The sequence below is a fragment of the Allobosea sp. ASV33 genome, assembly GCF_016428755.1.
Lineage (GTDB): Bacteria > Pseudomonadota > Alphaproteobacteria > Rhizobiales > Beijerinckiaceae > Allobosea.
Genome location: NZ_JAELTI010000003.1, coordinates 110,520 through 130,535, shown reverse-complemented (window position 1 = coordinate 130,535; position 20,016 = coordinate 110,520). Strand labels below are relative to the sequence as shown.

The 20,016-nt window shown below is 66.9% G+C and carries 18 protein-coding genes; 8 read left to right on the top strand and 10 right to left on the bottom strand.

Annotated elements, in window-relative coordinates:
• Positions 1-237, top strand: a 237-nt coding sequence (locus JHD80_RS01930) for a cytochrome b (RefSeq protein ID WP_199084678.1), incomplete at its 5' end; no start/stop codon positions are given.
• Between the two features lie 9 nt (positions 238-246).
• Here the strand turns inward: JHD80_RS01930 and JHD80_RS01925 are convergent.
• The 3 genes from JHD80_RS01925 to JHD80_RS01915 all read right to left on the bottom strand — a co-directional run bounded on the left by JHD80_RS01925 (position 247) and on the right by JHD80_RS01915 (position 3,649).
• Positions 247-1,923, bottom strand: a complete 1,677-nt coding sequence (locus JHD80_RS01925; RefSeq protein WP_199084677.1) for an acyl-CoA dehydrogenase family protein — start codon at positions 1,921-1,923, stop codon at positions 247-249.
• A gap of 80 nt (positions 1,924-2,003) precedes the next feature.
• Positions 2,004-2,885: a DMT family transporter gene (locus tag JHD80_RS01920; RefSeq protein ID WP_199084676.1), complete on the bottom strand. Its 882-nt coding sequence runs from the start codon at positions 2,883-2,885 to the stop codon at positions 2,004-2,006.
• A gap of 104 nt (positions 2,886-2,989) precedes the next feature.
• Positions 2,990-3,649 (bottom strand): glutathione S-transferase N-terminal domain-containing protein, encoded by a 660-nt coding sequence (locus JHD80_RS01915; RefSeq protein ID WP_199084675.1) that lies wholly within the window; start codon positions 3,647-3,649, stop codon positions 2,990-2,992.
• Between JHD80_RS01915 and JHD80_RS01910 the strand changes: the two genes are divergently transcribed.
• Complete coding sequence (locus tag JHD80_RS01910) at positions 3,626-5,383, top strand: methyl-accepting chemotaxis protein (protein ID WP_199084674.1); 1,758 nt, start codon at positions 3,626-3,628, stop codon at positions 5,381-5,383. The two genes, JHD80_RS01915 and JHD80_RS01910, sit on opposite strands and share 24 nt — an antisense overlap.
• Positions 5,384-5,579: 196 nt before the next feature.
• Here JHD80_RS01910 and ccrA read toward each other — a convergent pair whose 3' ends face one another.
• Positions 5,580-6,851 carry a crotonyl-CoA carboxylase/reductase gene (ccrA, locus tag JHD80_RS01905; RefSeq protein ID WP_199084673.1) on the bottom strand — a complete coding sequence of 424 codons (1,272 nt, stop codon included), beginning with the start codon at positions 6,849-6,851 and terminating at the stop codon, positions 5,580-5,582.
• Positions 6,852-6,918: 67 nt separating this feature from the next.
• Here ccrA and JHD80_RS01900 point away from each other — a divergent pair, with 67 nt between their 5' ends.
• Both JHD80_RS01900 and JHD80_RS01895 read left to right on the top strand, forming a co-directional pair.
• The gene (locus JHD80_RS01900) at positions 6,919-7,089 is read left to right on the top strand and encodes a hypothetical protein (protein ID WP_199084672.1); all 171 of its coding nucleotides are present in this window, start codon (positions 6,919-6,921) and stop codon (positions 7,087-7,089) included.
• 63 nt (positions 7,090-7,152) lie between these two features.
• Positions 7,153-7,455, top strand: a complete 303-nt coding sequence (locus JHD80_RS01895; RefSeq protein ID WP_199084671.1) for a hypothetical protein — start codon at positions 7,153-7,155, stop codon at positions 7,453-7,455.
• Between the two features lie 3 nt (positions 7,456-7,458).
• On the opposite strand, the gene JHD80_RS01890 is transcribed toward JHD80_RS01895, so the two are convergent.
• Positions 7,459-8,391 (bottom strand): PLP-dependent cysteine synthase family protein, encoded by a 933-nt coding sequence (locus tag JHD80_RS01890; protein ID WP_199084670.1) that lies wholly within the window; start codon positions 8,389-8,391, stop codon positions 7,459-7,461.
• Between the two features lie 68 nt (positions 8,392-8,459).
• On the opposite strand from JHD80_RS01890, the gene JHD80_RS01885 reads away from it, so the two are divergent.
• A complete protein-coding gene (locus JHD80_RS01885; RefSeq protein WP_199084669.1) occupies positions 8,460-8,921 on the top strand; it encodes a MarR family winged helix-turn-helix transcriptional regulator in 462 nt (153 codons plus the stop codon).
• Here JHD80_RS01885 and ubiG read toward each other — a convergent pair.
• Positions 8,918-9,679, bottom strand: a complete 762-nt coding sequence (gene ubiG, locus JHD80_RS01880) for a bifunctional 2-polyprenyl-6-hydroxyphenol methylase/3-demethylubiquinol 3-O-methyltransferase UbiG (protein WP_199084668.1) — start codon at positions 9,677-9,679, stop codon at positions 8,918-8,920. The genes JHD80_RS01885 and ubiG overlap by 4 nt on opposite strands.
• Before the next feature lie 134 nt (positions 9,680-9,813).
• On the opposite strand from ubiG, the gene JHD80_RS01875 reads away from it, so the two are divergent.
• Complete coding sequence (locus JHD80_RS01875) at positions 9,814-11,052, top strand: aspartate kinase (protein WP_199084667.1); 1,239 nt, start codon at positions 9,814-9,816, stop codon at positions 11,050-11,052.
• 143 nt (positions 11,053-11,195) lie between these two features.
• On the opposite strand, the gene JHD80_RS01870 is transcribed toward JHD80_RS01875, so the two are convergent.
• From JHD80_RS01870 to JHD80_RS01855, 4 genes are all read right to left on the bottom strand, one after another.
• A complete protein-coding gene (locus JHD80_RS01870; RefSeq protein WP_199084666.1) occupies positions 11,196-14,327 on the bottom strand; it encodes an efflux RND transporter permease subunit in 3,132 nt (1,043 codons plus the stop codon).
• Positions 14,324-15,517, bottom strand: a complete 1,194-nt coding sequence (locus JHD80_RS01865) for an efflux RND transporter periplasmic adaptor subunit (RefSeq protein WP_199084665.1) — start codon at positions 15,515-15,517, stop codon at positions 14,324-14,326. The genes JHD80_RS01870 and JHD80_RS01865 overlap by 4 nt, the downstream gene beginning before the upstream one ends.
• A 15-nt stretch (positions 15,518-15,532) precedes the next feature.
• Positions 15,533-16,003 carry a MarR family winged helix-turn-helix transcriptional regulator gene (locus tag JHD80_RS01860; protein WP_199084664.1) on the bottom strand — a complete coding sequence of 157 codons (471 nt, stop codon included), beginning with the start codon at positions 16,001-16,003 and terminating at the stop codon, positions 15,533-15,535.
• Between the two features lie 194 nt (positions 16,004-16,197).
• Entirely contained in the window at positions 16,198-16,989 is a 792-nt protein-coding gene (locus JHD80_RS01855) for an enoyl-CoA hydratase/isomerase family protein (RefSeq protein WP_199084663.1), read from the bottom strand.
• Between the two features lie 176 nt (positions 16,990-17,165).
• On the opposite strand from JHD80_RS01855, the gene JHD80_RS01850 reads away from it, so the two are divergent.
• Together JHD80_RS01850 and JHD80_RS01845 are read left to right on the top strand one after the other, a co-directional pair.
• Complete coding sequence (locus tag JHD80_RS01850; RefSeq protein WP_199084662.1) at positions 17,166-18,257, top strand: NADH:flavin oxidoreductase/NADH oxidase; 1,092 nt, start codon at positions 17,166-17,168, stop codon at positions 18,255-18,257.
• 162 nt (positions 18,258-18,419) lie between these two features.
• Entirely contained in the window at positions 18,420-19,913 is a 1,494-nt protein-coding gene (locus JHD80_RS01845; protein WP_199084661.1) for a carboxypeptidase M32, read from the top strand.
• The last annotated feature ends 103 nt before the right edge of the window (positions 19,914-20,016 follow it).

Here is a 20,016-nt window from a genome sequence, read left to right as displayed (position 1 = left end):
GTCTATGCGGTCAGGCGCGGACAAGGCCTGGATTTCGGCCTGTTCGCCTTGCCGCCACTCCAGGCGGCGGAGCCGCGCGCCATCACACGCCCGATCCGCACCTGGCACGAATGGGCCGCCTATGCGCTGATCGCGCTCGCGTGCCTCCACGCCGTCGCCGCATGCTGGCACCATTTCATCTGCAAGGACGGTGTCTTGCGGCGCATGTTGCCGGATTCGTCCCGCGCCTCGCTCTGAGGCCCCTGGCTATTCTTCCACCAGCCGGCGCGCGATGACCTGCGCCTGGATCTCGGCCGCGCCCTCGAAGATGTTGAGGATGCGGGCGTCGCAGAGCACGCGGCTCACCGGATATTCCAGCGCGAAGCCGTTGCCGCCATGGATCTGCAGGGCGTTGTCGGCCGCCGCCCAGGCGACGCGGGCGCCGAGCAGCTTGGCCATGCCGGCCTCGAGGTCGCAGCGCCGGTCGGCATCCTTCTCGCGGGCCGCGAAATAGGTGAGCTGGCGGGCGATCAGGATCTCGGCCGCCATCATCGCGAGCTTGTCGGCGACACGCGGGAAGGCGATCAGCGGCTTGCCGAACTGGATGCGCTCCTGCGCATAGCGCAAACCGAGATCGAAGGCCGATTGCGCCACGCCGATGGCGCGGGCCGCGGTCTGGATGCGGGCCGCCTCGAAGGTCTGCATGAGCTGCTTGAAGCCCTGGCCGGGCACGCCGCCGAGCAGGTTCTCAGCCCGGACCTCGAAGCCGTCGAAGGCGAGCTCGTATTCCTTCATGCCGCGATAGCCGAGCACCTCGATCTCGCCGCCGGTCAGACCCTCGACCGGGAACGGATCCGCATCGCTGCCGCGCGGCTTCTCGGCGATCAGCATCGAGAGGCCCTTGTAGCCGGGCTCGGACGGGTCGGTGCGCACCAGCAGCGTCATGATGTCGGCACGGACGGGGTGGGTGATCCAGGTCTTGTTGCCATGGACCTTCCAGACATCGCCTTCCTTCACCGCCTTGGTGCGCAGCGAGGCAAGGTCGGAGCCGGTATTGGGCTCGGTGAAGACGGCGGTCGGCAGAACCTCGCCGGAAGCGATCTTCGGCAGCCATTTTTCCTTCTGCGCGGGCGTGCCGCCGCAGAGGATGAGCTCGGCCGCGATCTCCGAGCGGGTGCCGAGAGAGCCGACGCCGATATAGCCGCGCGACAATTCCTCCGAGACGACGCACATCGAGACCTTCGACAGGCCCATGCCACCGAATTCCTCGGGGATCGTCAGGCCGAAGACGCCGAGCTCGGCCATCTTCTCGACCACAGGCATCGGGATGTACTCGTTCTCCAGGTGCCATTCATGGGCATGCGGTGTGACCTCGGCGGCGCAGAAGCGGCGCATTTCCGAGCGGATCGCCTCCAGCGTCTCGTCGAGGCCGGTATCGCCGATGCTGGCCGCGCCCTGGTCCTGGCTGAACAGCGCGACGAAGCGGGCGCGGTTCTCCGGCGTGTTGCCCTCGGCGATCAGGGCCTCGGCGGCATCGGAACAGGCGGCGGCGACCGCCTTCTGCGACAGGCCGAGTGCCGGGAGGCGGAGAATCTCGCCCTGGCTCATCGGAATGCCGCCGAATATCTGGGCGGCATATTCGCCGGCACCGATGCGCAACGCGTAGTCCTCGACGGCGCCGTAACGGCCTTCCGCCTCGAGGCGCTCGCCATAGGCCTTGAGCTCGCGCAGAGCCGTGACATAGGTCGCGAGCCAGGACAGGCCGTGGGCGGCGTGCTGCTCGGCCTCCAGCCGTGCCGAGGAGATCCGACCGTCGACCAGAACCTTCTGCCGCACCGCGGCAACGGCCTCGTGGAACAGGGTCTCGAAACCGGGGAGCGCCGCCGCGATCAGTTCGATCGCATTGGCGCGATTCTCAGCCTTTGCGGCCGTATTGGCGTTCATGGTCTTCGACCCTCCCTTTGTTGCGACGCAGCATAAGGGGAGATCACAGGAAACCGAAACCCTCCTTTATGGGGAGAAGCCTATTTCCGGCTGGCGAGCACGACGCCGAGGATCGTCACGGCCATGCCGCCGATCTGGAGCGGGGTCAGCGTCTCCCCGAAGAGCAGCCAGGCCTCGACTGCGACCAGGGCCGGGACGAGATAGAGGAAGGTGACGATGCGCGAGACCTCGCCGCGCCGGAGCATGTAGAAGTAAAGCCCGATGCCTCCCAGCGAGAGCACGAGGGCCGACCAGGCGAGGACCAGCCACATGGTCAGGTTCCACTCGATCCGCATCGGCTCGAAGGCATAGGCGAAAGGCAGAACGACGAGGCAGGCCGCGACATACTGGATCGCCGTCACCGTCCGCAGATCGCCGGTGGAGAGATGCGTCTTCTGATAGAACGAGCCGAAGGTCACCGAGAACATGCCGATCACGTTGATCAGGACCGGGCCGAGGACGCCCCAGAGCGCAGCCGGCTGAACGCCCGCGAGCTGCGGCTCCAGCACCAGCGCGATGCCGATGAAGCCGCAGAGAATGCCGAGCCAGCGGATCGGGGAAATGCGCTCTCCCAGAAGGGCCGGTGCGAAGAGTGCCGTCAGCACCGGCTGCAGGCCGGCGATGAGGCCGGAAATGCCGGCCGGCAGACCATGGCGCACCGCCCACCAGACGCCGCCCAGATAGATGCCATGCAGCAGGATGCCGGAGATCGCGGCATTGCGCAGCGCGCGCCAGCCGCGCGGCCAGGGCGCGCCCGTCGCCAGCGCCAGTAAGGAGACGATCAGCGCCGCACAGGCAAAGCGCACGACCAGGAAGGTCAGCGCATCGGCATAGCGGGCCGAGTAGCCCGCGACCACCCAGCCCGAGGACCAGAGCAAGGTGAAGATGAGCGGGATCGTGCGCAGGATGAAAGGCGAGGACATCGGAACCTGAAACCGCCGGGCTTCGCCGTCTCTAGCGCCGATCGGCCGCGGCAGACAGAGCGCCAACGCGCCCTGCCCATGCTTTGGCCGGGGATGCGCGCATCTCAGTCGCGATCGGGCGCGCCTGGCGGGAACAGCTCGCGGAAGGGCCTGGCCTCCTCGACGGCGCGCGCGAAGGAAGGCCGCGCCAGCAATCGAGACCGGTAGGCGCGCAGGTTCCCCAAGGCCTGGCCGATCTCGTGGACCCAGTCGGCATAGAACAGCGAGGGCGCCGCCGCGCAATCGGCCAGGCTGAAGGCGTCGCCGCAGGCCCATTGCCTTCCGGCCAGGGCTCCATCAAGCCAGCGATAGGCATCCTCCAGCTTCTCACGGGCCCGGGCCACGCCGAAGGGATCCCGGTCGTCGGCCGGGCGCAGATGGTCGAAGACGATCGCCTGCATCGGCGTCATCACGTAGTTGTCGAAGACGCGATCCATCATCCGCACCATCAGCGCCTGCTTGGCGTCGGCCGGCACCAGCCGGGCCGGGCCCGGATGGAACAGATCGAGATGCTCGATGATGACGCTCGATTCCACGACGGGCACGTCGCTATCGACGAGCACCGGCATCTTGTTCAGCGGCCACAGCCTGGCCAATTCGGCGCCGGCTTCAGGGTCGTCCATGCCGAGTTGGCGATAGGCGAACGGCGTCGCGTTCTCGTAGAGCGCCACCAGCACTTTCTGACAATACGACGAGAACGGATGGGCGTAGAGCGTGAGGGACACGGGTTCCTCCTGCATCGGCTTGAGCTGCCCTTGCATAGGATAACCGATTGCGTTCTGCAACCGGTTATGCGGCAACTGAAGAGCCGGGCCGCAATTCTTAACAAAGTGCGACACGGGCCCTTCCGCATCGTCAACCAATCGTCAACGCCGCTGACGCAATGTCGTTTTCGATCGAACACAGTGACGATGCCCAGCAATTCTTCCCCCCTCCCCGCCCAAGACGCAGAGCTGCTGAACAGCGAGCATGAAGGCTTCGCCACCTTCGCGCGGAACGCGTTCGCCTCGGCGATCCTGAACTTCGCCGCCGTCGTCGCCGTGGCAGCCTTGCTGTGGCGTCCAGATCGCGAGCCGGTCCTGATCGGCTGGGTTGCGGCCACGGCCGCCTATTCGCTGTCGATGGGGCTCGATATCGCGGCCTGGCGCGGACGCCTGCATGAGCGCTCGCCATGGCCGACGCGGATCGTGCACCTGCGGGCGCCGGTTCTTGGCTTGATCTGGGGGGTGCTGCCATGGATCGCCGGCGCGACCATGGATCCCCGCGAGAACATCGCGATCGGCCTTGTCATCACCGGCATGATCGCCAGCGGCATGACGCGTTTCGTCGTGGTTCCCGGTGCGGCGCTGATCTACGGCGTCACGCTCAGCACGATCGCCGTTCTCTCCTTCGCCCAGCACTCGGCCGGAACGGCGCTGACGGCGGCCATATTGCTCGTGCTCTATCTCGCGTTCATGACCCGCCACGTCACCGCTTATGGCGTGACGCTGACCGAGGCGGTGCGGGGCCGCAATGCCGCGATCGAAAGCAGCCGGGAGCGGGCCCAGCTCCAGCACGCCGCACTGGCGGAGCGCGACGAGGCGAGCCGGCGACACCGCGAGCTCATGGAGATCGTGGCCACCTTCCGGCGGTCCATGGCTGGCTTCCAGGATGTCGTCCGGCGGGAAACCCGGGGCATCGCGGCCAGCGCCGCTTCGCTGTCCGGCACGGCGGAAACGACCGCGAGCCAGGCAGGGGCGGCGCGCATCGCCGCAGCGAGCGCCACCGGCGAGATCGACGCCATCGCCGCGAGCACCGGCCAGCTCAACGACGCGATCACCCTGATTGGCGAGCGGACCTACCGCGCGGGAACCGTGATCAGCGACACCGTCTCGATCAGCGCGACGGCGATGAACGACATCGCCCAGCTCGCGGGCGTGATGCAAGGCATCACCGGCATCGTCGAGATGATCCAGGCGATCGCCGGGCGCACCAACCTGCTCGCCCTGAACGCGACGATCGAGGCGGCGCGCGCCGGCGAGGCCGGCCGCGGCTTCTCCGTCGTCGCCGCCGAGGTCAAGGGCCTGGCCGCGCAGACAGCCGAGGCGAGCAACGAGATCATCACCAAGATCGGCGCGATCGGCGCCTCGGCCTCCAATGTGACGCGCTCGATCGAGGCGATCCGCGGGGCCGTGCTCGACGTCCACGAGGTCACGCACGCCATCGTTTCCGCCGTGGAGGAGCAGCGGGCCGCGACCGCAGCCATTTCCAGCAACATCGATTCCGCGGCGGATCACAGCCGTCAGGTGACCGAGCGTGTCGAGCAGGCCTACAGCGCCGTGGGCGAGACGAAGTCCGAGATCGAGAAGGCCCGCCAGGCAGCCGAGGTCATGGCCGAGGTGGCGGGATCGCTCACCATCTCCGTGGAGGCTTTCCTGCAACGCATGGAAGCGGTGAACGCCAGCGAGCGGGCCGCCTGAGCGAGCAGGTGCTGCCGCACGTAAGGTCGTGATTCAGCGCCGTGTCTGGCATCGGATTTGACGCGGAAGCGCGCCGTCATCCCGGGCTTGCCCCGGGATCCATCGTCAAGCGCAGTGACCTATGATGGATCCCGGATGGCGCCGCTTCGCGGCTCGTCCGGGATGACGGCGCGTTTCCGCGAAAATGGAGCAGGCCTCAGCCCGCAAGCGCCTCGGCGACATCCTCGTAAGTCCTGAGGCCCGTGCGCGGCGCATAGACCAGCACCGACATGTTGCCCGGCGCATGCTCGTTCTTCCACATCTTGTGATGGGCGAGCGGGATCTTATCCCAGGGGAAGACCTCGGACATGCAGGGATCGATGCGCCGGTCGATGACGAACTGGTTGGCCGCGCTCGCCTGCTTGAGATGGGCGAAATGCGAGCCCTGGACGCGCTTCTGCCGCATCCAGACATAGCGGGCGTCGAAGGTGATGTTGAAGCCCGAGGTGCCCGCGCAGAACACCACCATGCCGCCGCGCTTGGCGACGAGGCAGGAGACCGGGAAAGTCGCCTCGCCCGGATGCTCGAAGACGATGTCGACATCCTTCTTGCCGGTGATGTCCCAGATCGCCTTGCCGAACTTGCGGGCCTCCTTGGTCCACTCGTTGTATTCGGGCGAGTTGACCTTGGGCATCTGGCCCCAGCAGTTGAAATCCTTGCGGTTGATCACGCCCTTGGCGCCGAGGCCGAGCACATAGTCGCGCTTGGTCTCGTCCGAGATCACGCCGATGGCGTTGGCGCCGGAGGCCGCGCAGAGCTGGACGCCGAAGACGCCGAGGCCGCCCGAGGCGCCCCAGACGAGGACGTTGTCGCCAGGCTTGATCGTATGCGGGGCGTGGCCGAAGAGCATGCGGTAGGCGGTGGCCAGCGTCAGCGTGTAGCAGGCGGCCTCCTCCCAGGCGAGGTGCTTCGGCTTGTGCATGAGCTGGCGCGACTGGACGCGGCAGAACTGGGCGAAGGAGCCGTCCGGCGTCTCGTAGCCCCAGATGCGCTGGGTCGACGAGAACATCGGGTCGCCGCCATTGCACTCCTCGTCGTCGCCGTCGTCCTGGTTGCAGTGAACGATGACCTCGTCGCCGACCTTCCAGCGCTTCACCTTGGAGCCCACGGCCCAGACGATGCCCGAGGCATCGGAGCCGGCGACATGGAACGGCGCCTTGTGGACGTCGAAGGGCGAGATCGGCTGGCCGAGGCCGGCCCAGATGCCATTGTAGTTGACGCCGCCGGCCATCACGAGAAGCAGCACCTCCTCCTCGCCGATCGACCAGGTCGGCACGACCTCGACCTGGAAGCTCTCCTGCGGCGCCCCGTGGCGCTCGCGGCGGATCGCCCAGGCATACATCTTCTCGGGGACATGACCGAGCGGCGGCAATTCGTCGAGCTCGTAGAGATCCTTGAGCGGCTTCACGGCGGCCTGCGACTTCAACATGGTCGTCTCCCTGCTCTCTTCCGTCGTTGCCCAGCCCGGAGCTCGTCGGCGGTATGGGATGCCGATCATGCATCATATGCTGCGCTGCGCCATTAACCTAAGGAATCACGCCGCAGCGCAAAACACTTTCTTTCCGGCGCTTGCGCTTTCTTCATCGTTTGCCGCGATCCTGTGGGCCTGCGCAGCCTTGGCGCATCGGGCTGAATGCCGCATTCGGTCCGATGTGCCGGGCTTCTGATCTTGCATCGGCCTTTCCGAAAGCCGTTCCCCGCCTTTCGGGCCGATGCTCTAGGGAGACATGATGCGCGGTCTGCTGATGATGGTCGGCCTGCCCGACCTGCCATTGCTGTCCCTGATCCTGGTCGTCACGATGATCGTGCTCGGCGCCATGATGTTCGGCTGGTTCGCGGACCTGCTGCTCGACGACGGCGGCTTCGGCACGATGTTCAATGCCGGCATCCTGCTCGTCGGCGCCTTCGCAGGCGCCTGGCTCTGGCATCGCTACGGGATTCCGACGCGCTTTCCGGCCGAGGCCGTGCGGGCCGTCGTCGCGACGGGCTCCGGCCTGCTGCTACTGATAACCTTGGCGGTATTCCGGCCGTAAGCGTCAGCCGTCGAGCTTCCCGCCGAAGCTGTTGAGGTATTTCATCCCGGTATCGCACATCACCGTGACGATGGTCGCGCCGGCGCCGAGCCGCTCCGCGAGGCGCAAGGCGGCCGTGACGTTGCCGCCTGTCGATGTCCCCGCGAACAGCCCCTCCTCCCGCGCGAGCCGCAAGGCCATCGCCGTCGCCTCGGCCGTCGAGACGGGCTCGATCGCGTCGACGAGATCAGCCCGCCAGAGCGGCACGACATAGCCGGCTCCGACGCCGTCGATCTTGTGCGCGCCGGTCGGGCCGCCCGAGAGCACGGCGGATTCGGCCGGCTCGACCGCCATGAGCGCGATCTTCGGGTCGCGCTTTAACAGCGCCTCGCCCGTCCCGCGCAGGGAGGCGGCCGTGCCGACGCTCTGGACGAAGGCATCGATGCGCCCGCCGGTCTGCTCCCAGATCTCAACCGCCAGCCTGTCATAGGCCGAAAGCTGGTCGGTATTGCGCATCTGGTCGGTCCAGAAGGCGCCGGTCTCGGCCGCGATGACGCGGGCAGCCTCGATCATGTCCTTCGTCAGCTTTTCGGTCATGCGGCCCGACTCGCTGGGGATCACCGTCAACTCGGCGCCAAGAAGACGCATGTGCGTCAGCTTCTCACGGGCGAAGGCATCGGAGGTGACGATATGCAGGCGATAGCCTTTCACGGCGCAGACCTGCGCCAGCGAAACGCCGGTGCTGCCGCCGGTATATTCGACGACGCTGCCGCCCGGCTTCAGCCGCCGATCGCGCTCGGCCGCCTCGATCATCGCCAGCGCCACGCGGTCCTTCATGCTGCCGGTGGGATTCTCGCTTTCGATCTTGAGGAGGATGCGCGCGCCGTTCGCCGGCACGATCCGCCGCAGCGGCAGCAGCGAGGTACCTCCGACGCGGCTCAGGATGTCGATGGGCATGGCGGCTCCTCGGCGAACATTTAGATGTATATGCAATTATTGTATCTACATGTAAATTCCGATTCGCCATGATGAAAACAAGCGGATTGCGGGACGAGGTGCGCAGGCTCACTGCCGGTTGCGCGGGCCTGACCGTCCGGCAAGCGGCGCGGCGGGTGACGCAGATCTATGACGAGGCCTTGCAGGAGAGCGGGCTGAGCATCGCGCAGCTCGGCCTCTTGGCGGTGATCGCGACGAACGAAGACGATCGCATGGCCGCGATTGCCGAGCGGGCCGGGCTCGATCCCTCGACGCTGTCACGGAATTTGCGTGGGCTCGAACGCGACGGGCTGATCGAGATCGCAACGGTCGAGAAGGATCTGCGCCGCCGCGCCGTCTGGCTGACCGAGGGTGGGCTCAGGCGCCTGCAGGCAGCGTTGCCGGCCTGGCAGGAGGCGCAGAATAAGGTGGCGGAGATATTGCCCGCCGAGCTTCTGCAACAGCTTCTTGCGGCGAGCTCGTCGCTCTCCGCGGCGAAGAGCGGGAGCTAGGCCCGGCCACCCCGGCTGGCCGCGAGCATGTAGTTCACGTCCATGTCGCGCGAGGCGCTCCAGCGACCGGTCAGCGGATTGAAGACCACGCCGGTCTCTGTTCCCAACGTGAAGCCGTTGCTCTCGATCGCGCCGCCGAGCTCGGCCGGCGTCACGAATTTCTCCCAGTCATGCGTGCCTTTCGGCAACCAGCGCAGGACATATTCGGCGCCGACGATCGCGAGCGCATAGGATTTCAGCGTGCGGTTGAGCGTCGCCATCACCAGGAGCCCGTCCGGCTTCACCGCGGCGCAGCAGGCCGCGACGAAGGCCTCGACATCGGCGACATGCTCCACGACCTCCATCGCGAGTACGATGTCGAAGCGCTTGCCGGATTCCACGACCGCCTCGATCGTCTCCTCGCGATAATCGATCGCAAGGCCGCTCTTCTCGGCATGGGCGCATGCGACGGCGATGTTGGTCGGCGCCGGGTCGAGGCCCGTGACCTCCGCGCCCAGCCTTGAAAGCGGCTCGGAGAGCACGCCGCCGCCGCAGCCGATATCGACCAGGCTCAGGCCGTCGAGGGCGCGCATCCGTTTCGGATCGCGCCCGAAATGGGCGCAGGCCTCGTCGCGGACGAAGGCGAGCCGGACCGGATTGAACTTGTGCAGGACGGCCATGGGGCCTTTCGGATCCCACCAGTCGCGGGCGATCGCATCGAAGCGGGCGACCTCGGCCGGGTCGATCGTCGAGCCTGTGCGCTGGGTCGCAGCCGCCATGAACCGGTCCTTCGCTTATGCGATGCCGCATTGACACCGCGCCTGTCGCCCGTCATCTACACCCGCCCCGCTGCAAGTGCGAGGGCGACCTTTCGACCCGGCCCCAAGCCGGGGCAGCTATCGAAAAGACCGTCATGGCCCGTCTGGTGATGAAATTCGGCGGCACCTCAGTCGCCACTGTCGAGCGGATCAAGAACGCGGCGCGCCACGTCAAACGCGAGTTCGACGCCGGCCATCAGGTCGCGGTCGTGGTCTCCGCCATGTCGGGCAAGACCAACGAGCTCGTCGCCTGGTGCAAGGAAGCGGCGCCGATCTATGACCAGGCCGAGTACGACACCGTCGTCGCCTCGGGCGAGCAGGTCACCTCCGGGCTGATGGCGATCGCTCTTCAGGAAATGGGCCTGCCGGCGCGCTCCTGGCAGGGCTGGCAGATTCCGCTCTACGGCTCCGACGCGCATGGCTCGGCCCGGATCGAGAGCGTCGACGGCGCCGGCATCCTGGCCGGGTTCGATCGCAATCGCGAGATCGCGGTCTGCTCCGGCTTCCAAGGCGTCAACCCGCGCACGCACCGCATCGTCACGCTCGGCCGCGGCGGTTCCGACACCAGCGCGGTCGCGCTCGCCGCCGGGCTCAAGGCCGATCGCTGCGACATCTACACCGATGTCGACGGCGTCTACACCACCGACCCGCGCATCGTCCCGAAGGCCCGGCGCATGGACAAGGTCTCCTTCGAGGAAATGCTCGAAATGGCCTCGCTCGGCTCCAAGGTGCTGCAGGTGCGCTCGGTCGAGATCGCCATGACGCAGCGCGTGCCGACCTATGTGCGCTCCTCCTTCGACGACCCCGAAAACCCCAATCCTGGCACCCTCATCTGCGACGAGGACGACATCGTGGAACAGCAGATCGTCACCGGCATCGCCTTCTCCCGGGACGAAGCCCAGATCACCCTCCGCCGCGTGGCCGACAAGCCCGGCGTCGCCGCGGCGATCTTCGGCCCGCTCGCCGATGCCAATATCAATGTCGACATGATCATCCAGGTCGTCTCGGACGACCAGGCGACGACCGACATCACCTTCACCGTGCCGACCGCCGATTACGAGCGCGCCCGCACGCTGCTCGAGAGCAAGCACGAGACGATCTCCTACCAGGAGATCCAGGGCGCGACCGACGTGGTGAAGATCTCGGCGATCGGCGTCGGCATGCGCTCGCATGCGGGCGTCGCGGCCCGCGCCTTCCGCGCGCTGGCCGAGAAGGGCATCAATATCCGCGCGATCACGACGTCCGAGATCAAGTTCTCGGTGCTGATCGACTCGGCCTATACCGAGCTGGCGGTGCGCACGCTGCACTCGCTTTACGGGCTGGACGCGGCCTGAGGCGCACGCCTCGGCGTTGATCCGGAAGCGTCATGCTCGCCCTTGTGGCGAGCATCCACGCCTTGAACACCGCACGGCATGGATGAAGACGTGGATGGTCGGGACAAGCCCGGCCATAACGAAGCGCGCGCGCTTCTCGCTCCTCACTCCGCCGGATGCGTCACGGGCGGCGTGTGCTTCGCCCCGCGGATAAAGCCGCCGAGCTTCACCAGCCCTCCCGAAAGCCTGTCCATGTAGAGGAACAGGACGGGCGTGATGAACAGCGTCAGCACCTGGGAGATCATCAGGCCGCCGACCACGGCGATGCCGAGCGGCTGGCGCAGCTCCGCGCTGGCGCCGGCGCCGAGCGCGATCGGCAAGGTGCCCATCAGCGCCGCCAGCGTCGTCATCAGGATCGGGCGGAAACGCATCACGCAGGCCTTGTGGATCGCGTCCTGCGCCGACATGCCTTCGCGCAGCAGGACGAGCGCCACGTCGATCATCATGATCGCGTTCTTCTTGACGATGCCGATCAGCATCAGCAGGCCGATGATGGCGATGACCGAGAGCTCGAGATCGAAGAGCCTGAGCGCCCCGAGCGCGCCGACCGCCGCCGAAGGCAGGCCGGTCAGGATTGTCAGCGGGTGGATGAAGCTCTCGTAGAGGATGCCGAGCACGATGTAGATCGTCAGGATCGCGCCGGCGATCAGCAGGCCCTGGTTGGCCAGCGAGTCCTGGAAGGTCTTGGCGGTGCCGGCGAGCGTAGTCGTGATCGACTTGGGCAGGTTGAGGTGGTCCTTGATCGCCTCGATGCGCAGGACGCTGTCGCCGAGCGCGACGCCGGCCGGCAGGTTGTAGGAGATCGTCACCGCCGGAAGCTGGCCGAGCTGGTTGACCGTGAGCTGGCCGGCTGTCCGCTCGATCCGGGCGATGGCGCCGAGCGGCACCAGCGTGCCGGACTTGGTGCGGACGCGGATGGCGTTCAGCCGCTCCGGGCTCCAATGCTCGTTCGGATTGAACTCGACGACCACCTGATAGCTGTCGCCGGCCGTGTAGATCGTCGAGACCTGACGAACGCCGAAGCCGGAATATAGCGTCGAGCGCAGGATGTCGGAGCCGACGCCGAGCGCATTGGCCTTGTCGCGATCGATGACGACCGTCGCCTGGAGCGCGTTGTTCTGGAGATCGGTGGTGACGTCGGCGAAGACCGAGCGATCGCGGCTCATCGCATCGGCCAGGCGCAGGGCCCAGTCGTTCATCAGCCCCTGATCGAGCCCCTGCACGACGAGTTGGTACTGGCTCTTGGAGGAGCGCGCGCCGATGTTCAGGTTCTGGACGGGCACCATATAGGCGTTGATGCCCGGCACCTGGCCGAGGTCACGGCGCAGCGAACCGAGGACCTGCTGCAACTTCGGGCGCTCGTCCAGCGGTTTCAGCTCGACGAAGAGCCGCCCGGAATTGAGCGCGCTACCGCCGTTGCCATTGCCGCCGACCGACGAGGCGACATGCGCGACATAGGGCGACTTGCGGAAGATGTCCGCGACCTCGGATTGCAGCTTCAGCATCGCATCGAAGGAGATGTCCTGCCGGGCCTCGGTCGTGACCTGGAGCTGGCCGATATCCTCCTGCGGGAAGAAGCCCTTCGGCGCGCTCTGGAGCAGCCAGACGCTGCCGCCCATGGTGAGGAAGAAGGCGAGCAGCATCAGGGGCTGGACGCGCAGGCAGAAGGCGAGTCCGCGATCGTAGCCGCGGACGATGGCGTCGAATCCCTTCTCAAGCCAACGGCCGACAAGGTTCTCCTCGTGATGTTCGCCGTAGCCGGAGAGCAGGCGCGAGCAGAGCATCGGCGTCAGCGTCAGTGAGACGAAGGCGGAGGCCAGGATTGAGACCGTCACCACAACTGCGAACTCGTTGAAGATTCGGCCGATGACGCCGCCCATCAGCAGCACGGGGATGAAGACCGCGACCAGCGAAAGCGAGATCGAGATGATCGTGAAACCAATCTCGCCGGCGCCCTTGAGCGAGGCCTCGTAGGCGGAGAGGCCATCCTCCTCCATGTGCCGGACGATATTCTCGAGCATGACGATGGCGTCGTCGACGACGAGGCCGACCGAGAGCGTCAGACCCAGCAACGAGATATTGTCGATCGAGAAATTGAGCATGTACATCGCGGCAAGCGTCGCGATGATCGAGATTGGCACAGCGACAGCCGGGATGAAGGTCGCTGCAACCCGGCGCAGGAAGACGAAGATCACCATGATGACCAGCGCGATGGTCAGGAGCAGGGTGAACTGCACGTCGTCCACCGCCTGGCGGATCGAGGTCGAGCGGTCGTTCAGCAGGGAGAGCGAAGCCGCCGCCGGCAACTGGGCCTCGAAGGACGGGATCATCGCCTTGACGCGGTCGACGACCTCGACAGTGTTGGCGTCGGGCTGGCGCTGTACGGCAAGCACGATCGCGGGCATGCCGTCATAGGTGCTGCGGGTCTGGGTGTTCTCGACGGAGTCGATCACCTTGGCGACGTCGCCGAGCCGGACCGGCTTGCCCGAGCGCGTGGTGATGATGACATTGGTGAACTGGGCGGCGTTGGCGAGCTGCGTCTGCGCCTGAATGGTGAGCTGCTGGGCCGTGTTCTGGAGCGTTCCGACCGGCGTGTTGGCGTTGGTCGCGGTGATCGCCGCCTGCAATTCATCGAGGCCGATGCCGCGCGCGGCGAGCGCCGTCGGGTCGATCTGGATGCGCACCGCGTATTTCTGGCTGCCCCAGATCAGCACCTGCGCGACGCCATCGACGGTGGAGAGCGCCGGCGAGATCACCTGCTGGGCGAAGGCGTCGAGCTGCGAGAGCGGCACCACGTCGCTTTTGAGCGCCAGCAGGATGATCGGCGCATCGGCCGGGTTCACCTTGCGATAGCTCGGCGGCGTCGTCATCTCGATCGGCAATTGCCGCTGGGTGCGGGTGATCGCGGCCTGAACGTCGGCAGCGGCAGCGTCGATATTGCGGTTCAGCACGAACTGGATCGCGATCGAGGTCGAGCCCTGCGAATTGATCGTCGAGATCGAGTCGATGCCGGCGATGGTGCCGAACTGCTTGATCAGAGGCGTCGCGACCGAGGTCGCCATCGTGTCTGGCGAGGCGCCCGGCAATTGGGCGGAGACGTTGACGACCGGAAACTCGGCGCGAGGCAGCGCCGCGACCGGCAGGAAGCGCCAGGCGAACAGCCCCGCCAGGACCAGCGAGACCGACATGAGGATGGTCGCGACAGGATGGCGGATGCAGAAACCGGAGACGTTCATGAGCGCGCGCCCTCCGCAACCGGCGTCGCCTGCGGCGGCTTCTCGCCCGTCGCCGCCCGCTCGCGCACCGGTGTGCCCTGCTTCAGCCGCATCTGGCCGTCGACGACGACACGCTCGCCCGGCGCGATGCCTTCCGTCACCGCCGTGCGGTCGCCGTCGCTGAGCGCGACCTTGATCTGCCTGAGGTCGACGGTGGAATCCGGTTTCACGACGAAGGCGTAAGAGCCCTTCTGCCCGGTCTGCACGGCGACGGTCGGGATCACCGTGACCCCGGCCAGAGTATCGGGGATGATCTCGACATCGACATATTGCCCGGGCCAGAGGGTGAGATCGTCATTGGCGAAGGCGGCCTTGGCGGTGATCGTCCCGGACGTGATGTCGACGGAGGAATCGACGAAATTGAGCTTGCCCTCGGCGGGCGGGCTCTTGGCGTTCGGGACGCGGGCCGTCACCGGCACGGGCTTGGCCGCGGCGAGCGCGCCCTGCAAGGTCGGCAGTTCGCTCTCGGGGAGAGCGAAGGAGACGCGCAGCGGCTTCATCTGGGTAATCGTCAGGAGCCCGGTGCCGCTGTTGTTGGCGGCGGCATTGACGAGGTTGCCCGGCGTGACCTGCACCGCACCGACGCGCCCGTCGATCGGAGCGGTGATGCGGGTGTAGCCCAGCTTGAGCCGGTCCGCGTCGAGCGTGGCGTGGTCGCCCTGGATGCTGGCGGCGGAGCTCTTCTCGTCGGCGATCGCCTGGTCGACCTGCACCTGCGTGCCGGCATTGCGCACCAGGAGCTGCTTGTAGCGGTCGAGATCGGCGAGGTTGCGGGTATGGGTCGCCTCGTCGCGCGCCAGCGTCGCCTCGTCCTTGGCGATCTGGGCCTTGATGTCGCGATCGTCGAGGGTGAAGAGCAGGTCGCCGGCCTTGACGAACTGCCCGTCGACGACGTTCTGCGTCATGATCTGGCTGTCGATGCGCGAGCGCACGAGCACGCTCGCCGGCGTCTCGACGAAACCGATGGCGTGCTTGCGCACCGGGAAATCCGCCTGAATCGCGGCAGCCGAGATCACTGCGACCGCCCCGCCGTCTCCCCGACCGCCGCGCGCGACTTGAGACGTCTCCGGCGCATGCGTGCGCCAATACCAGATCCCGCCCGCGGCAAGGCCGGCGATGACGACGCCGGTGACCAATCCTGAACGCTTCATTGTCTGTCCACTTGCTCAGGCAGCATGGCCGGCGGAAGCCGGGGCCTTGTCTTCGGTTCGGGTGCGGGTCTGCTCACGGATCGCAGAGAGCGTTTCGAGCGCAGACAGGATCGACGTTTCGTCGACATCGCCCAGCACTTCATGGGCGATGTCGGTCCGCACGGCATCCAAATCATCGACGAGCGATCGGCCTTCCGTCGTGAGATAGAGGCGATAGGCCCGGCGATCGGTCGGGTCTTCGCGGCGCTCGATCAGGTTCTGGTTCTGCAGGCGGTCGAGCAGGCGTGCGAGCGAGATCGGCTGCAAGTCCATCTGGTCGGCGAGCGCGGCCTGATTGAGCCCCTCCTGCCGCCGCAAACGCGACATCACCCCCCATTGCGCCCGCGTCGTGCCGTGCTGGCGCGCCCGCTGCTCGACATAGGTCCGCAGCAGCCGCGAGGTTTCGACGAGCTGGAACACGAGTTCCCGCCGCAGGGGTCGCTTCATTATCGACAGGCCTCCCAACCGTAAGCCCGCTTATCATATGTCGGATTACGGCAATTTGACGAGAGGTTTGTGCAGCGCACACGCAAAGGTGACGCCGCATGCAGAAAGGCTGGAAATGCTAGAAGGGATACGAGGACACTTCCGTCCCAGCGAACGGCGTTCCTGCGGTGCGAACCGGCCGAGCGCCGCCGCGACTATCGGCCGGTGAAGACCGCCGCGCGCTTTTCCAGGAATGCGGTCACGCCCTCGCGGAAATCGGCTGTCGCGGTCGTGGCGCGGAAGGCATCGCGCTCGGCGTCGAGATGCTGGGCGAGTGCTGCATCTTCGGCCTCCGCCAGCAGCGTCCGGATCCGGCCATAGGCCTGGGTCGGCCCTGCCGCGAGCCTACGCGCCAGCGCCAGAGCCTCGTCGCGCGCCGCTGCGGCCGGCACGACGCGATTGACGAGGCCGATATCCAGCGCCTCGGCTGCCCCGAACACATCCGCCAGAAGCGCGATCTCGCGCGCCTTGCGCTGGCCGACGAGGCGGGCGAGCCGGTACGTGCCGCCGAGATCGGAGGTCGCACCGATTCGCGAATAGGCCATGGTGAAGCGCGCATCGTCGGCCGCTATGGCGAGATCGCATGCAAGCGCGAGGCTGAAACCGCCGCCCGCGACGGCCCCGTGCAGACAGGCGACCGAAGGTTGCGGCAGGGAATCGAGCAGGCACAGCGCCTCGTGCAGCGGGGCCATGATCGCCTCGATGCCGGCCGCGACATCGCCGCCGGCGAGGAATTGCGAGATGTCTCCCCCGACGGAGTAGGCACGGCCATTCCCCTGCAGCAGGATCGCGCGCACATCGCCGCTCGCTGCAATCGTCTTGACGTGAGCGAGGAAGAGCGCCGCCATCGGTGCATCGATGGCGTTCAACTGTGCCGGCCGGTTGAGCGTCAGGATGGCGACGCCGCCATCCCGGGTCAGCAGGACGGTGTCGGACGTGTCAGGCATGGCGGTCTCCGGAGCGCGCGGATTGTCCTCGCGAGGCTAGCATCGGGATCGCGGGTGTCGCGAGGTGCATCTGCACGCATCGGGCATCGCGTTTGCGCGAGGACCACTGGCCTTGGCCGCGCGGAGGCTTCTAGACTGTGCGGGAAACCTGCCCCCTTCCGAGACCTATTCCCATCATGAGCCAGCTCTTCAGCCCCTATCAGCTCGGCGGCCTTTCGCTCGCCAACCGCATCGTCATCGCCCCGATGTGCCAGTATTCGGCACAGGACGGCTGCGCCACCGACTGGCACACCATCCATCTCGGCCATCTCGCGCTGTCGGGCGCCGCGCTTCTCATCGTCGAGGCGACGGCCGTCGAGCCGGACGGGCGCATCAGCCCCTTCGACCTCGGTCTCTGGTCCGACGAGACGGAGGCCGCGCTCGGCAAGGCGCTCGACGCCGCCCGCCGCTGGTCGGACATGCCGATCGCGATCCAGCTCGCCCATGCCGGCCGCAAGGCCTCGGTCGCCCAGCCCTGGAAGGGCGGCGGCCAGCTCGGCCTCGACCAAGGCGGCTGGACGGTCGAGGGGCCCTCGGATGTCGGCTTCGAAACCTATCCGCGGCCGCCGCGCGCCCTCACCCGCGACGATATCGCCCGGCTCGTCGAAGCCTTCGCGGAGTCGGCGCGGCGCAGCGTGCGGCTCGGGCTGGCGGCGATCGAGCTGCATGGCGCGCATGGCTATCTGATGCACCAATTCCTGTCGCCGCTCTCCAATCGGCGCGAGGACGATTACGGCGGCTCGCTCGAAAACCGCATGCGGTTCCCGCTGGAGGTCCTGGACGCGGTGCGCGCGGTCGTTCCGACGGGCTTCCCCGTCGGCTTCCGCATCTCGGGCAGCGACTGGGTCGAGGGCGGCTGGGATATCGAGCAGAGCATCGCCTTCTCGGAAGCGGCCAAGGCCCACGGCGCCGACTTCATCCATGTCTCCAGCGGCGGCCTCTCGGCCGCGCAGAAGATCCCGCTCGGCCCGAGCTACCAGGTGCCGTTCGCGCGGGCGGTGAAACAGGCGACCGGCATCGCGACGATCGCCGTCGGCCTGATCACGGAGCCGGAGCAGGCCGAGGCGATCATCGGCACCGGCGAGGCCGACCTGATCGGGCTGGCGCGCGGCATCCTCTACGACCCGCGCTGGCCCTGGCATGCCGCGGCGCAGCTCGGCGCCAGCGTCAAGGCGCCGAACCAGTATCTGCGCTCGCAGCCGCGGCAGTATTCGAAGCTGTTCGGCTGAATTTGCCGTAGCCCCGTCATTCCGGGCAAGCGAAGCGCGGACCCGGAATCCATCGTAGAGTGCGGGGCCCTTCGATGGATTCCGGATCGGCGCGGCTTCGCCGCTTGTCCGGAATGACGGAATCCCTTCTTTTTCATGTCAGCCCCTGTCCAGAGAGCCCGCATGACCGCCTATTCCGACCTCTCCGCCCATTTCGGCCGCATCGCGGCGCTGTCGAACGCCATCGGCATCCTGCAATGGGACAACGACGTGATGATGCCGAAGGGCGCGGCCGAGACGCGGGCCGAGAGCATGGCCCTGCTCCAGGTCATGCGCCACGGCCTTTCGACCGATGCCCGCATCGGGGACTGGCTGGACAAGGCTGACAACGACGGCAGTCTCGGCGCCTGGGAGAAGGCGAACCTGCGCGAGATCCGGCGGGTCTGGACTGTCGATACCGCCCTGCCCTCCGAGCTGGTGGAAGCGTCGAGCAAGGCCATCTCGGCCTGCGAGATGCGCTGGCGGCAGGCGCGGGCGGATGCCGATTTCGCCGGCCTCCTGCCCTATCTTGCCGAGGTCCTGAACCTGCAGCGCCAGATCGGCCGAGCCAAAGGCGAGAAGCTCGGGCTCTCGCCCTACGACGCCCTGCTCAACGATTACGAACCCGGCGGCCGCTCCGCCAAGATCGATGCGCTGTTCGACGACCTCGCCGCCTTCCTGCCCGGCTTCACGCAGGAGGCGCTTGCCGTGCAGGCGCGCCGGCCGGCCCTGGCTGCGCTGCAAGGGCCCTTCGCCACCGAAACGCAGCGGGCGCTCGGTCTCAAGTTCATGGCGGCGCTCGGCTATGATTTCGAGCGCGGCCGGCTCGACATCTCGACCCATCCGTTCTGCGGCGGGGCCGATAACGACGTCCGCATCACCACGCGCTATGACGAGGCCGATTTCACCAAGGCGCTGATGGGGGTGCTGCACGAGACGGGCCATGCGCTCTACGAGCAGGGCCGGCCGCAAGCCTATCTCAACCAGCCGGTCGGCGCGGCGCGCGGCATGAGCCTGCATGAGAGCCAGTCGCTCTTGATGGAGATGCAGGCCTGCCGCTCGCGCCAGTTCCTGACTTACGCCGCACCGCTGATGCGCGAGAGTTTTGGAGGTGTGGGTCCTTCGTGGGAAGCCGAGGCGATGTGGCATCGCTATACCCGCGTCGAGCCCGGCTTCATCCGCGTCGATGCCGACGAGGTCACCTACCCCGCCCATGTCATCCTGCGCTACCGGCTCGAGAAGGCGCTGATCGCCGACGAGATGCCGCTCGCGGAACTGCCCTCGGCCTGGAATGCGGGGATGAAGTCCCTGCTCGGCGTCACCGTCCCCAACGACCGCCTCGGCTGCCTGCAGGATATCCACTGGCCGTCCGGCGGCTGGGGCTATTTCCCGACCTATACGCTGGGTGCGATGACCGCGGCCCAGATCTTCGACTCCGCCTGCAAGGCCGAAACTGCGATCCTGCCCGGCATCGGCAAGGGCGATTTCAGCCCGCTGGTCGGCTGGCTGCGGGCCAATATCCACGGCAAGGGCTCGCTGCTCCCGACCGACGAGCTGCTGACAGAGGCGACCGGCCGCCCGCTCGACGCCTCGGTGTTCAAGGCGCATCTGCGCCGCCGCTATATCGACGAGATCTGAACGCCCTCATTTTATTTATTCGAAACAAAGACTTAGATCGGATTTTCCTGCCGGTCGGCCATGCAGCTTTCGGGCTTGCATTGGGGCACATGAAGCAGGATGT

Bases quoted from the DNA above. Each gene is read 5' to 3' on its own strand.
- JHD80_RS01925 (WP_199084677.1), bottom strand. From the start codon at position 1,923: ATGAACGCCAATACGGCCGCAAAGGCTGAGAATCGCGCCAATGCGATC.
- JHD80_RS01920 (WP_199084676.1), bottom strand. From the start codon at position 2,885: ATGTCCTCGCCTTTCATCCTGCGCACGATCCCGCTCATCTTCACCTTG.
- JHD80_RS01885 (WP_199084669.1), top strand. From the start codon at position 8,460: ATGATGAAAACAAGCGGATTGCGGGACGAGGTGCGCAGGCTCACTGCC.
- JHD80_RS01865 (WP_199084665.1), bottom strand. From the start codon at position 15,517: ATGAAGCGTTCAGGATTGGTCACCGGCGTCGTCATCGCCGGCCTTGCC.
- ccrA (WP_199084673.1), bottom strand. From the start codon at position 6,851: ATGTTGAAGTCGCAGGCCGCCGTGAAGCCGCTCAAGGATCTCTACGAG.
- JHD80_RS01900 (WP_199084672.1), top strand. From the start codon at position 6,919: ATGCATCATATGCTGCGCTGCGCCATTAACCTAAGGAATCACGCCGCA.
- JHD80_RS01875 (WP_199084667.1), top strand. From the start codon at position 9,814: ATGGCCCGTCTGGTGATGAAATTCGGCGGCACCTCAGTCGCCACTGTC.
- JHD80_RS01860 (WP_199084664.1), bottom strand. From the start codon at position 16,003: ATGAAGCGACCCCTGCGGCGGGAACTCGTGTTCCAGCTCGTCGAAACC.
- ubiG (WP_199084668.1), bottom strand. From the start codon at position 9,679: ATGGCGGCTGCGACCCAGCGCACAGGCTCGACGATCGACCCGGCCGAG.
- JHD80_RS01870 (WP_199084666.1), bottom strand. From the start codon at position 14,327: ATGAACGTCTCCGGTTTCTGCATCCGCCATCCTGTCGCGACCATCCTC.
- JHD80_RS01895 (WP_199084671.1), top strand. From the start codon at position 7,153: ATGCGCGGTCTGCTGATGATGGTCGGCCTGCCCGACCTGCCATTGCTG.
- JHD80_RS01910 (WP_199084674.1), top strand. From the start codon at position 3,626: ATGGGCGTAGAGCGTGAGGGACACGGGTTCCTCCTGCATCGGCTTGAG.
- JHD80_RS01845 (WP_199084661.1), top strand. From the start codon at position 18,420: ATGACCGCCTATTCCGACCTCTCCGCCCATTTCGGCCGCATCGCGGCG.
- JHD80_RS01890 (WP_199084670.1), bottom strand. From the start codon at position 8,391: ATGCCCATCGACATCCTGAGCCGCGTCGGAGGTACCTCGCTGCTGCCG.
- JHD80_RS01850 (WP_199084662.1), top strand. From the start codon at position 17,166: ATGAGCCAGCTCTTCAGCCCCTATCAGCTCGGCGGCCTTTCGCTCGCC.
- JHD80_RS01855 (WP_199084663.1), bottom strand. From the start codon at position 16,989: ATGCCTGACACGTCCGACACCGTCCTGCTGACCCGGGATGGCGGCGTC.